This is a genomic window from Pelomonas nitida, assembly GCF_043555975.1.
Classification (GTDB): domain Bacteria; phylum Pseudomonadota; class Gammaproteobacteria; order Burkholderiales; family Burkholderiaceae_C; genus Pelomonas; species Pelomonas nitida.
The window spans coordinates 156,856-169,494 of sequence record NZ_JBIGIA010000003.1; the positions used below are offsets into that span (position 1 = coordinate 156,856).

The 12,639-nt window shown below is 72.7% G+C and carries 7 protein-coding genes; all 7 read right to left on the reverse strand.

The features are described from left to right. Positions 1 to 12: 12 nt before the first annotated feature. Positions 13 to 1,692 carry a DUF2300 domain-containing protein gene (locus ACG00X_RS05175; RefSeq protein ID WP_394486935.1) on the reverse strand — a complete coding sequence of 560 codons (1,680 nt, stop codon included), beginning with the start codon at positions 1,690 to 1,692 and terminating at the stop codon, positions 13 to 15. Positions 1,693 to 1,696: 4 nt separating this feature from the next. Beyond that, entirely contained in the window at positions 1,697 to 6,289 is a 4,593-nt protein-coding gene (locus tag ACG00X_RS05180) for an alpha-2-macroglobulin family protein (protein ID WP_394486936.1), read from the reverse strand. Beyond that, positions 6,286 to 6,927, reverse strand: a complete 642-nt coding sequence (locus ACG00X_RS05185) for a DUF1175 family protein (RefSeq protein ID WP_394486938.1) — start codon at positions 6,925 to 6,927, stop codon at positions 6,286 to 6,288. Before ACG00X_RS05185 ends, ACG00X_RS05180 begins: the two co-directional genes overlap by 4 nt. Continuing rightward, positions 6,924 to 8,522, reverse strand: a complete 1,599-nt coding sequence (locus ACG00X_RS05190; protein WP_394486939.1) for a DUF2138 family protein — start codon at positions 8,520 to 8,522, stop codon at positions 6,924 to 6,926. The genes ACG00X_RS05185 and ACG00X_RS05190 overlap by 4 nt, the downstream gene beginning before the upstream one ends. A gap of 128 nt (positions 8,523 to 8,650) precedes the next feature. Then, entirely contained in the window at positions 8,651 to 10,417 is a 1,767-nt protein-coding gene (locus ACG00X_RS05195) for a hypothetical protein (RefSeq protein WP_394486940.1), read from the reverse strand. A gap of 30 nt (positions 10,418 to 10,447) precedes the next feature. Continuing rightward, on the reverse strand, positions 10,448 to 11,719 hold the full coding sequence (locus ACG00X_RS05200) for an ABC transporter ATP-binding protein (protein ID WP_394486941.1): 1,272 nt from the start codon (positions 11,717 to 11,719) through the stop codon (positions 10,448 to 10,450). After that, the gene (locus tag ACG00X_RS05205) at positions 11,719 to 12,633 is read right to left on the reverse strand and encodes a hypothetical protein (protein WP_394486942.1); all 915 of its coding nucleotides are present in this window, start codon (positions 12,631 to 12,633) and stop codon (positions 11,719 to 11,721) included. Before ACG00X_RS05205 ends, ACG00X_RS05200 begins: the two co-directional genes overlap by 1 nt. Positions 12,634 to 12,639 lie beyond the last annotated feature (6 nt).

Sequence of the window (12,639 nt, forward strand, 5' to 3'; positions counted from 1 at the left end):
GGGGTTTCATGCCTAGAGATCGGCCAACTGTTGCGCCAGGCGCTCGATGTCGTTTTCATCCTGGCCGCGCGGGTGCCGGCGGAAGGCCAGGTGCAGGTATTCGTGGATCAGCGTGACGCGGCCGTCGCGCGTCTGCCATTCGCGCAGCCACAGGCGGCTGCGGCGCAGGTCGGCGTGCGGTGTGCCCACTTCCAGCTGGCACACCTGCGGCGGCGCGTCCAGCGGCTCGTAGCCCACTTCACGGCGCAGCTGGCGCTGCCAGCGCGGCATGCGGTCGGTCAGCCACTGCGCGGCCAGCGGCAGCGGCTGGCAATCGCCCTGGGCCTGCCAGCCGGTCAGCGTTGCCGTGGGGAAGGCCTGGCGCAGCAAGGCCTCCATGCCCTGCCCGGCCCGGCTGGCGGCCACGGCCTCGCGCCAGCCCAGCAGCTGAGCCTCGGCCTTGGCATCGCTGCGATCCAAGGCGTAGCGCACCGGCGCGCCGCGCAGCACCAGGCCGGCGGTGAAGCGCGCGGCGGACTCGGCCGCCGGGCTCGGCGGACGCGGGCTGACGCGCTGTGCGCGGCTGTCGTCATCGACCATCAGGCAGCCCTGAGACACCGACGGCACCGCGTTCTGCTGCAGCCAGCTGCGCGCGGCGATGGCCAGGGCCCGGGCGGCCGCGGTCTCGGTGGCCACGCCTTCGCGGTCGACGACGCGGGCCACGTACTCCTCCAGCGTCATGCGCGCCTGCAACCGCGGCGCGATGGGCGAGCCGGTCAGCAGCAGCCCCGGCTGGGACGGCACCACCAGCTGCTGGCCGTTGGCGAACTTCAGCGTGTAGGTGCCGGGCTCGTTCAGCGGCCCGGCGGCGGCCGGCTGGCCGTTGCGCCGCAGCACGCGCGCGAGCGGGTAGCGTGCGAAGAAGCGCACGTCCACGCAGGGCTGGGCCTGCAGCGTCGCGGCGTCGGGCCTGGCGGTCAGCTGGCCCGTGCCGGCCCAGTCGCGGGTCAACCGGGCGGCGTCACGCTGCATGACCTGCTGCCCGGTGCCGGCTCCGCCGATCCAGAATGCCGTGCCATCGGCCAGCCAGCCGGCAGCGCCGCCGAAGCGCTCGCCCTGGGCATCGGTCCACGACCAGGTCTTGAAGCGCGGGCCGCTGCCCAGCGCGGCCAGCAGTGCCGGCTCGCGCAGCGTATTGGGCAGCAGCGCCTCACGCGCGGCGAGGCGGCCGGCGTCGGGCATGCGCTGCAAGGCCTCCAGCAAGGCCGGCACCGGCACCGTGCTGGCCGGCCGCAGCGCCGGCAGCGCCTGCAGCCAGGCCGGCGCCTGCCGATCGGCCCAGAAACGCTGCCAGTTGTCCGCATCCAGCTTCAGCCGCCGGGGTTCGAAGTAGGCCCCGCAGGAGCGCTGCAACGCAGCGTCGCGGCCGATGCTCTCGCCCGGCTCGCAGCAGTACTCGTCGCCCGGCTCGCGCTTGACGTTGCCGCAGCGGTAGAGGGGCTCCTGCGCCCCGGTGGTGACGAGGTAGCCGTAGACGAACAGCTTCCAGGTACTGCCCAGCGGCACCTGCGCCGGCAGCCGGGCGCCGGCCGGTGTGGCGAGCTCGCCGCTCGGCGCGCGCCAGGCGAGTTGCGGCGTCGGCGCCGCACGCGCACCCAGCCCTGCCCCGGCCAGCACAGCCGTGGCGAACACGAGGCGCGACAGCCGCTTCATGCGTTCACCGGACCTCGACGACGGCCCAGCCCTTGCCGGCCTCCAGCGCCTTGGCCTCGGGGTCGTACATGCGATAGAGCCGGGCCGGCGGCAGCTGGAAGCGGCCCCGCTGCGAGAAGCGCACCAGATGGCGCACGGTGCGCGCTTCGCCCGCCGCCAGCGCCTCCACCGGCACGGCGTAGCCCAGCGCGGTGGGCTGGTGCTGGGCCCGCTCCAGCGGCGTGGCGGCCTTGCCGTCCTGCACGTCCAGCCCCCAGGTGCCCGACTCGACCGCCGCGCCTGGCGGCAGCGCCACGTCCAGCACCGCGCGCTGCAGGGCGCCGCCCGGTTGCACGGTCAGCGCGTCGAGGTAGAGCGTGTTGGTGTCCAGCGTGCTGCCCGGCTTGACGGGCTCGAGCCGCACCAGCGAGCGGCCGGACGAACCGCCATCACCCTTGGCGGCGGCCGGCTTGTCGATGACGACGCGGAACAGCGCGCGCGTGATCTGCGCCGGCAGCGCCGGCGCCGTGCCGGCCTCGCTGCTGTCGAAAGCGACGTAGGCCCACTTGGCCCCGCCGCCGGCCGCCAGCGTGGCGGGGTGGGCCGTGCCGGCGGGCAGCGTCCATTGCGGCTGACCGATGCTCCCGGCTGCGGCCACCCACGGCGCCGACAGCGAGCCGGCGGCGTCGCGGATGCCCGGCGTGCCGCCCAGCGCCTTGTGCAGCCACACCAGCGACTGCGCGCGGTCGAAGGTCGGCTGCTCGCCGCGCACCTCGGCCAGCACGGCCTGCGGCGCCGGAGCGCCGGGGCGGCGCGTGAACGCCAGCAGGCTTTGCGCCAGCGGGGCCGGCGAGCCGGCCAGCCGGGCGGCGGCCGCGTCAGCCACGCTGCGCGCCGCTGCCGAGGCCCGCGGGCCGGCCGTGTGGGCCGCCAGCACGACGGCCAGATCGGGCGCGCCGGGGGCGTCGTCGGCCATGGCCAGGCTGGCGCCCGCCCGTGTGGCCGGCGCCGAGTCGCCCTTGGCCGCCGCCAGTTCCTCCAGCAGCGCATCCACCATGCTGCCCACCGGTAGGCCCATCTCGCCCATCCAGTGCAGCGCCAGGGCACGCTGCAGCGGCGGCAGCTTGACGCCGTCCTTGGCATACACGTCCAGCAGGCGCTCCCAGTGCGCGGCCGGCAGCGTCGTGCGCAGCGCCTGCGTCGCACGCCAGTCGGCGTAGTAGGCGTAGGCGGTCAGGAAGGCATCGGGCGCCATGCTGCGGCCCCACCAGCCGAAGCGCGCCTCGGGGCCGGCCATCTGCGCCAGCGCCAGGCGCGCCGTCGACAGCCGCTGTGTGAGCTGCGGCGCCAGCGGCTGCTGCGCGGCGGACAGCGACTGCAGCGCGATGGCCAATGGCAGCATGCGGCTGGCGGTCTGCTCCACGCAGCCGTAGGGGTAGTCGACGAGATCGTCCACCCAGCGGCTGAAGGCACCGGCGGCCGGGTCGGTGGCCAGCGTGACGCGCACGTTGCGCGCATCGGCGGGCAGGCCCAGCGGCACCGGCGTGCCGGCCGACAAGTCCAGCACCAGCTCGCGCGGGTTGCTCCAGCCCACGGGCACGCGCTTGACGGCCTGCGCCAGCGTGTCGACGACCTTGCCGTCGGCGCGCAGCGTGATGGTCAGGTCTTGCGCGCCGAGCGCCTCGGCCTTCAGCGGCAGCGCCACGAAGTTGGCGCCGGGCTTGAGCGTCAGCTTGCCCTGCTGCTGCACACCCGCGCCGGTGGCCGTCCACTCCACAGCCCCCGGCTGCTGGCCCTGGTTGAACAAGGCCAGGCTGGCGTCGGCCTGGTCGCCCAGGCGCTGCCAGTCGGGGCTGGTCCACTTGGCGTAGAAGGCCTTGTCGCTGCGCACCCAGGCGGTCTGCTGGCCCACCAGCCCATTGCCGGCCATCGCGCGACCGGTCAGGCGCCAGCGGGTCAGCGAATCGGGCATGCGAAAACTGAAGCGCGCGCGGCCGGTGGCGTCGGTGCGCAGGCGCGGCTCCCAGGCCGCCGTGTCGACGTTGTCGCGGCGCGGGCGCTCCAGCACCTTGACGGCACGCTGCGGTTCACCGCGCCGGCCGGGCAGCTCGCCGAGCTTGCGCGTGGCGAGGTCGTAGCCGATGAAGTTCAGCGACACGCTGGTGCGCACGTTGTTGCGGCGCGGGTGGAAGAAGAAGTCGTCGATGGACGGCGCGATCTCGGGCTGCAGCACGTAGATCATCTCGTCGACCACGCCCACGGCCACGTCGGCCGCCACCGGCTGGCCGGCCACCGTGGTGGTCACATCCACCGTCACCGTCTCGCCCGGCGCGTAGACCGGCTTGTCGGTCTTGAAGGCCAGCGCCACGCGCGGCTGCTCGACGAGCAAGCCCTGGTTCTGGAACACGCTGTCGCCGTTCTTCGCGTAGGCGACGGACAAGGTCACGTTGGGCGCCATGTCCTCGCGCACCTTGACGCGCACCTTCCACTGCGTGGCGCCGACGCGCTCGGTCGTGAAGCCATCGCCGCCCTTGGTCAGCGTGGCCGCGGCGTCCACGCGCTCGCGCTCCAGCGTGACGAGGCCCTGCTCCACGGCTTCAGGGAAGGTGACGAGCGCCTCGGCCGTGTCGCCGGGCTGGTAGCGCGGCTTGTCGAACACGATGGCGATGCTGCCGGCCGGGGCCTTGAGGCCGTCGCCGGTGACGAAGTGGCTGCTGGCCGCAACGATGCGGTGCTGGGCGTCGCGCAGCATGACCGTGTAGGAGCCCGGCTGCGGGAAGCTCAGCGACACGGCGCTGCCCGAAGCCACGTCGCCGCTGGCCGTCTTGCGGTCTTCCAGCCGCACCCAGTCCCACTTGACGGGCGCGGACGGCGGCGTGGCGGTGGCGCGGCGGCTGGGGCTCCAGCGGAAGGCGGTGGCCTGCCCGGGCTTGGAGAACTGGCGCTCCGGCGTCAGCAGCCAGCCGGCCGCACCGCGCTCCACCAGCAGCTCGCGCGTGGAGCGCACGCGGTAGGCGGCGCCGTCGGTGGCCAGCACGGTCAGCACATAACGGCTGGGCTTGTCGGTGGCCGGCAGGCTGAACTTGGCCTGGCCGCTGCCGTCGGTCTGCAGCTCGGCCTGTTGCAGCTTCAGCGCGAAGGCGCCGGCATCGTCCAGCTCGCCCTCCACCATCGCCAGCACCTGGGCGCGCGCGGTCAGCGACAGGTTGGCGTTGGCCACCGGCTTGCCGTCGGGGTAGCTCAACTGCAGCTTGCCGGTGACGGCCTCGCCGGTGCCGAAGTCGGCCTTGTCGGGCAGCCACTGGATCTCGAAATGCGGCTTCTGGTAGTCGGCCACGCGGAAGGCCGCGGTGTAGCTGTCGTCGCGCAGCGTCATCAGCAGCTCGTAGCCGCCGGCCACCGCGTTGTCCGGCAGGCGGAAGGCGGCGTCGGCACCGCCGGTGGCGGCGCTGAAGCGCAGGCTCTGCGTGGCGACGACCTGGCCGGCCGGGTCGCGTGCGGTCAGCGTCATGTCGCCGTCAGCCAGCGCGACCGATTCCCGCGCGTTGCGGAACTCGCGGCCGACCACCTTCACCTTGACCTCGTCGCCGGGCCGGTACAGCGGCCGGTCGGTCGTCGCGTAGACCTTGGCGTTGTAGATCTCGCTGTCGTAGTAGAAGTTCTCGGAGATGAAGACGCCGCCGGCCGGGTCTTGCCCGAAGACATAGGTCTGCTCCGGCGCGGCCGGGCGCTCCAGGCGCACCAGGCCTTGCGCGTCGGCGGTGCCGGTCTTGAGCACGCCGACACCGTCGGTCCACACCACCTGCGTGGCGGCCACGGCCTCGCCGGTGGCGCGGTGGGCGCTCCAGACCAGCATCTGCGCGCCCGACACCTTGGTCAGCGCCAGCGTGTCGCTGACGAACAGCAGCGTCGTGGCACGGTGCTGGCCGGCGATGGCCTCGACGAGGTAGAGCCCCGGCTTGAGTGCGCCCAGCGGAATGAACACATTGCCCTGCGTGGGCGTGATGAACTCGCTGCTGCTGCCTTCCAGCTTCAGCCCCTTGGGCGGTGCGATGGGCTTGGCCAGGTGCAGCGGGTAGCGAAAGCGCTGCACGACCGGCAGGCCTGGCAGCGGCTTGAACTGCAGCGGCTCCTCGAAGGTGGACGGGCGGCGCAGCGTCGTGGGCGTCTTGAGTGCCGGGGCCTGCTCGGTGACGGCGCGGCGCGCGCTGCTGGAGAACAGCTTCTGCCAGGCGATGCGCGCCTTGACGACCCAGCTGTCCCACAGATGCGTCAGCGTGTTGGCCAGGCCTTCACCGGCAGGCTTGTTGTCCACCACCACACGGTGCAGGTTGCGCTGTTTCTGCAGGAAGCTCAGTGGCTCGGGCACGCGGTAGAGCACGAGGTCGACGCCGCCGGCGTTGGCCAGGCTCGCGGGCGCATTCATCTCCAGCCGCACCTGCGCGGGCTGGCTGCTGCCGAAGGTGGCGTCGCTGAGCAGGAAGAACGGCTCGCCGACGGCGGGCGAGTGGTAGTTCTCCAGCGGCAGCTCCTGGTCGGCCGCGAAGGCCTGCGCGGCGCAGGCCAGGGCCAGCAGCGCCAGCCATTTCAATGGGTGAAGCAGTCGAAAGAAGTTCATGCCATGAAGTCCAGCCGGTACAGGCCGACGAAATTCGGGTTGTCGCCGGCCGGGCGCCAGCGGGTATCGGTCCAGGCCATCAGCTGCGAGGGGCTGAGCGCGCGCAGGCCGTTGTCACCGGGCAGCACGCGGCCCGTGTGATAGGCGATGTAGCGGCCCATCCAGACCATCAGGTGCTGGTCGTCGCCGAAGTCGTAGAACAGCAGATCGGCGCCCTGGGCCTGGGCGAGCTGCCGGCCGATGAAGCGCGTGTTGGCCTGCACCAGGTCCAGCGCCGACACGAAGGCGCCCTGCGAGCCGTCGGCGCGCTTCCAGGCGTTGCGCCACGGCGCGGCGGCCTGCGGGTCGATGTCAGGCGGCAGGCGCTGGCCCATCAGGCCCATGGACTGGCGCCAGGCCAGGTCGTGCGGCCGCAGCCCCTCGGCCACGGCAAAGCGCACGAGGCCGGCGCAGTCGCGGTGCGTCCAGCGCGGCGTGGGGCCCTGCTCGACCTGGGCGTGGATGAGCAGCGTGATCCAGTCGCGCAGATGGCGGCTTTGCTGGGCGTCCAGCCGCGCCGGTGCGGCGGCGGCCCAACCCGCCCAGGCGGGCAAGGCCAGCGCGGCAGCGGCCTGCAGGCAGCGGCGGCGCGGCGTCATGGCGCGCTGCCAACCGGCTGCCAGCGCAGCGGCGTCCAGCCGTCGGCGTCGCGGGCGCCGGCAGGCTGGGCCTGCGCCGCGGCGAGCTTGCCGAACGAGGCCAGGCGCGGGAACAGCAGCGTCTCGGCGGCCTGCCGGAAGTCGGCCTGCTCCACCGGCAGCACGGCCAGCGCCTCGCGCCGCAGCAGCTCGGCGACCTGGTTCGGTGCCGCCACGGCGATCGCGGTCTTGGCACCTGCGCCGAGCGTGTCGGCCACGCTGGGGTAGCGGCGGGCGATGGCGTCCTCGGCCCGCGAGACGAGCGCGGCGTCGGGCGAGAACAGCCACCAGTCGCCGGCCCGCCGGAAGGCCATCTCGTAGCCCACGTCTTCACCCTGGCGCTTGGCGCCGTAGGGGGCATCGACGATGGCGGCCTTGTCGCCCGGCGACCAGGCGGCCTGATTCGGCAGCCACCATTGCATGAAGGCCTGCAGCGTGGCCGCGCTGGGCGCCGGGCCGCTGGCATGCGCCACCAGCAGCGGCGTGTGCAGTTGCGACGCGCCATACCAGCAGATGGCGGCCGGGCCGTCGAAGCTGCGCGCCATCTCGGCCAGCGCCGGGCCGGCATCGCCAGCGCCGCGCTTGCCCTCGGCGCCGGTGAGCACCTGGCGCGCCTGCACCCAGTTCACCGGCAACGCCGCGCAGGCGGCTGCTTTGGCCGGCAAGGCCGCCCAGGGCGACGCGGGCCAGTCGCTGCCCTGGCGAACCCAGGTGTTGAGCGCCGCACCACCGGGCGTCACATCGACGCGCAAGGCCTGCAGCGCCGGGAAGAACTGCTGGTAGCCCAGCGCGAGCAGGTCGCCGCCCGCCACCAGCGTGTGCGCGGTGCCTGCCGGCTCGGTCAGCCCGAAGTGGCGCCGCCACAACGCCTGGTTGCCGGCGTCGCCGGACAGCAGCGCGCCGAGCACGGTGGCGGCCTTGCGGTCGGGCTTGCGTTCGTCGTCGAACAGCAGGCCGGGGTCGGACAACACGACCACGCGGTTGCCACGCGACGCGATGGCCAGCGTGCGCCGGGGCGACAGCTGCAGCGCATAGACCGGCACGGTCTCCATCGCGAAAGTGGCCAGCGGCACGTCAGCGATCAAGGTCAGCTGCGCATCGCTGGCCGCCAGCTGGCCGAGCCCCTGGATGACGCGCGCCAGCGCATCGCGCGTCATCGCCAGAGCCCAGTGGCGGGCGGCGCCACGCGCGTCGGTCCAGAGCGCCGCTTCGCTGGGCTGGTCCAGCGCCAGCGCCAGCAGGTCGTCGCGCCAGGTGGCCTCGTGTTCGAAGGCCACGCGCTTGACGGCACCGGCCAGGCCGAGCCGGTCTTCGTGCGTCTCGTAATAGAACGCGAAGTCCTCGGTCAGCAGGTGGCGCAGCACGGGCGCCTTGACGAGATCGCGCGACAGCGCCGTCAGCGACGGCGTGGCGACATAGGCCGCCGGCGCGTCCAGCGCCACACCCAGCGCGTTGATGTGGCCGCTGAAGCGCTTGTGCGCCCCCAGCATCACGGCACCGGCCGCCACCACTGCGCCAGCCGCCAGCCCGGCCACGACCATCCATTTGCGTTGCACCGACCGCCCTCCCCGTTCCCGCACGGCACCGTCGCCGTCATCGGCGGGGCACTCTAGCAGCGCCCCGACAGCCCGCCGGCCGGGAATATGCCCAACGCCGTCGCCCGGATCGGCGTGCTGGGGCCGGTTCAGCGATCGGCCGGCTCGGCCAGCACGCGGGAACGGCCACGCACGGGCCCGAGCCACAACACCAGCCACCACGCGGCCAGGATCCACAGGTCGCCCAAAGCGTCGTCGGCCGCCAGCCCCTGCTCCAGCGCCAGCATCGTGCCGGCCACCAGCGCCGCAGGCGCCAGCGTCAGCGCCATCAGCAGCAAGGCCCGCGTGAGGCGCAGCCCCAGGACGCGCAGCAGCGGGTCGCTCAGCGCCAGCGCCGCGCAGCTCGCCAGCCAGCCGGCCAGGAACGCGCCGTGAACCTCCGGCATGCCCGCCACCACGCCCATCACCAACACGCCGAGGATGACGACGACCACCGCCACGCGGATGCGCACGACCGTCATGACGAGGCAGGCCGTCAGCAGGTGAGGCGTGACGTAGTACAGCGCGATCGCCAGCATCGCGGCGCCGCCCTTGGCCGCACCCAGCCCGGCCGATGCCCCCAGGCCCAGCACGAGCGCCTCGAACGGCAGCACGGGCAGCAGCGTCGTGAGCACCAGCAGCGCGAACACCGCGGGCCGGCGCAACGTCGCCATGTGCAGCGGTAGCTGATGGCAATGCAAGGCCAGCGCGATGCCCAGCACCAGGTACATCAGCCCGCCGAACAACAGTGCCGGCGTGCCGGCGCCGGCCCCCTGCACCCACGCCGACAGCGCCGCCCCCGGCAGGCAGATCAGCGTGGCGAGCAGCAGCAGGCGCAGCGGCCACAACGCCCACCACGCGGGGCGGTTGCGCAGCAGATAGTCCTCCAGCCGCCCGAGCAGCGGCAGCCGCGGCCAGCGCGCCAGCCGGCCGACCCGGCTGGACAGCCGGCTCAGCCAGCGCCGCGCCACCGGGCGCCGCGGCTGGGACATCACGATGAGCGCCAGCCAGAACACCGGCACCATGCCGAGCGCCATGATGTGGTTGGCCGCCAGGCTGCGCCAGTCGCTCGCCTCCAGTTGCTCCCACACATCGGCGAGCTGCGAGGGGCGCTCCAGCGGCAGGCGCAGGAAAAAGAACGCCCGGGCATCCACCGTCGGGGTGTCGACGCCGCCGCAGGACGGAGGCTGGCCGGCGATCGCGGCGGCCAGGTCCTCAGCATCGAGGCTGCCGTCGAGGCGGTTGCGACGCAGCAAGTCATTGAGACGCCCGGCTGCGTCCGGCGCCGTCCAGTCCGCCGGCCAGCCCGCACAGCCCGGCAAGGGGCCGCCCGGCTCCGACGCGAGGTTCAACAGGCTGTTCTGCAGCGCGGTGAGGCGGCGCACCAGCACCACGTCTTCGGCCGTGACGGTCGCCACCTGGCGACGCATGACGACTTGCTGGAAACGGTCGGCCGGCCAGCACAGCGCCAGCACGGCGGCCAGCGACAGCGCGAGCGTCGCCAGCCGCTGGCGCGGGCGCCGACCGGCATCGCGGTACACCGCCATGCGCCGCGTGCACGGAATGAAGATCGCCAGCGTCAACGCCCAGGCATAGGCCAGCGGCACGAGGTGGAACTGCAACTCGCCATCCCACAGCACCGAGGCCGGCAGCAGCCAGGCCAGCCAGCCGGCCAGCAGATGCCCGACCAGCGCCACGGCCAGCAACAGCCCGGGCCGCGCGCGCCACAGCAACGGGTAGTTCAGCAACAACCAGCGCGAGGGCGAGCGCCACGAAATGAGCCGCCGCCCGGGCGACGCGCCGCGAGGCGACGCCACCGGCCCGGTCACCGGGGTCGCCGTTGGCAGCGGCAGCACGGCGGGGCGGCGTACCAGCATGGTGGGGTCTTCCTGAACGCCCAAGTCGCGTCAGCTGAACAGGCGCCGGATCGACGCACTGTTGTCGCGGAAATACGTGATGGCGATGCCGCGCTCCACCAGCAGCCGCAGCACGTCCATGGGCTGGCAGCCCGGCACGGCGCGGATGCGCAGGTGCACACCGTCCTGCTGCACGCTGGTGACCAGGTCGCCGACCAGCAGCTCGCGCACCTGGCTGGAACGCATGGCCGTGCCGATCTCGAACTCCTGGTCGCCGTAACGCGCCGGGATGGCACCGACAGCGCCGACGAAGTCCACGCGGCCGTTCTTCAGGAACACCATCTGGCCGCACACCGCCTCGAGGTTGTAGAGATCGTGCGAACTCATGATGACGGCCATCGGGTGGATGTAGGACTGGGCCAGATCGCGCACATCCAGCAGCAGCCGCCCCTTGGCCAGCACGTCCAGATTGGCCAGCGGCTCGTCCATGACGAGCAGGCGCGGCTTCCACACCAGCGCGCGGGCCAGCGCAAAGCGCAGCTTGGTGCCGCCCGACAGCTCGTCCCAGCGCTTGTCGACATGGCCGCCGAGGTCCAGCCGCTCGACCATGAAGCGGACATCGCGCTCGTTGTCCTCGCCCTTCACGCCGTGGATGGCGGCTTCGAAGTGCAGCGTGTCGAGCAGGCGCCCGCGCCAGGGCGGCAGCTCCTGCGGCACGAAGGCGATGTGATCCTTGACCACCGGCCAGTCGATGCCCGGCTCGCGCTGATGCAGCATCGGGTAGGCCAGCGTCCCTTCACTGGGCGCCAGTTGGCCGCTGACGATTTTCAGCAGCGTCGTCTTGCCGTGGCCGTTCTGGCCAACGATGCCGGTGATCTCGCCAAGCCTGAGCTCCAGCGTCAGCGTGCCCATGCTGAACCCACCGTAGCGCTTGGCCACGCCGTCGCAGCGAAAGAACACCGCCTGCTCGGGGGCGGAGCGCAGGTAGTGCTCGCGCAGCTGCGCCTTCACGCGGGCACGCTCCTCCAGCCCCGCCACGCCTTGCGCGTCGGTGTGCTCGGCGAGGATGGCGTCCACCAGCGCGGTCATGCGCAGCACCAGGTCGTTGGAGGGCGTCGCGCCCTGCAGGCGCGACATCAGCCGCAGCTTCAGGGCCTCGTCGCGCAGCGCGGGTGCCACCGCGTATTTCTCGGCGAAGGACAGCAGGCGGCTGGCGCCGTCGGCCCGGCCCTGCGGCGCCAGGCCGTCGCGCAGCAGCCCGGCCTCGGTCCGCATCTCGTGCAGAAAGGCCTCGGTGCCGGCCGGTGGGGTGGGCTCTTGCATCAGGCAGCTCCCGGTTGGAGTCGGCGCGACAGCGACTCGACGACCTCGTTCAGCAAGGCGAGCAGGCCGTCAACGATTTCCATCGTGAAGCGCATCGTCGCCTCGAGCCGGTCGCGCGCGTCGCGCAGCGCGTCGATCTGCTGGTTCAGCAGGCGCTGTCGCGCGCTCAGGCTGGTCACGCGAATCTTGGCTTCCTTCATGCCGGGCTCGTGCAGGAAGGAGTCGATGAGATCCATCAGACGCCTACGCGCGCCCTCCACATCGGCCTGGCCGATGAGCTGCCGGATCTCTTCCTCACGCGCCGGAATGTCGTAAGACGGCGCCTCCCGGCTGCGCAGGTGCGCCTCCAGCCAGCCGGCCATCAACTGGTCGATGGACAGCACGCAGCCGCGTGCGACGTTGCCGTCGGTGTAGTGCGCGTAGCTGATGCCCCAGAGCCGGTCGCCGTTGGCGACGCCGGCGCCGCTGTAGCCCTCGGGGTGCTTGGGCTCGGTTTCGTGGTGGCGCAGCGCGGCATCGAACTGCACCACCCGCAAGGGCAGCGGCCGCTCGTGATGGCCGCGGAAGTAGCCGTTGAGCGTCACGTCGGGGCCGAGCGCGTTCATGTTGCCGCCGAAGTCGATGGTCGCGGCGCGGGCGTGCAGCGGCATGGCCTCCACACGCACCAGCGCGGCGTCCAGCTCGGGGTGCTTGAGCAGCGGGTCGGTGTGGGGCGACTGGCGCAGCGGCATGGCCTGCGTGGCATTGCTGTGCGGCCGCGCCCACAGCACGCCGTTGGCCGCATCCTCGAACGCATGCTTGACGGTGAGGATCAGCCCGTCGCCCACGAACACGCCGCTGCAGACGAAGCAACCCGGGCTGGAGTCGAACTCCGAGCGCCAGAAGCTCACCAGCGAATCGTTAGGCAATGGCATGAGGTT

Excerpts from the sequence above, each read along its gene's own strand:
- ACG00X_RS05200 (WP_394486941.1), bottom strand. The coding sequence starts at position 11,719 with ATGCAAGAGCCCACCCCACCGGCCGGCACCGAGGCCTTTCTGCACGAG.
- ACG00X_RS05180 (WP_394486936.1), bottom strand. The coding sequence starts at position 6,289 with ATGAACTTCTTTCGACTGCTTCACCCATTGAAATGGCTGGCGCTGCTG.
- ACG00X_RS05195 (WP_394486940.1), bottom strand. The coding sequence starts at position 10,417 with ATGCTGGTACGCCGCCCCGCCGTGCTGCCGCTGCCAACGGCGACCCCG.
- ACG00X_RS05205 (WP_394486942.1), bottom strand. The coding sequence starts at position 12,633 with ATGCCATTGCCTAACGATTCGCTGGTGAGCTTCTGGCGCTCGGAGTTC.
- ACG00X_RS05175 (WP_394486935.1), bottom strand. The coding sequence starts at position 1,692 with ATGAAGCGGCTGTCGCGCCTCGTGTTCGCCACGGCTGTGCTGGCCGGG.
- ACG00X_RS05185 (WP_394486938.1), bottom strand. The coding sequence starts at position 6,927 with ATGACGCCGCGCCGCCGCTGCCTGCAGGCCGCTGCCGCGCTGGCCTTG.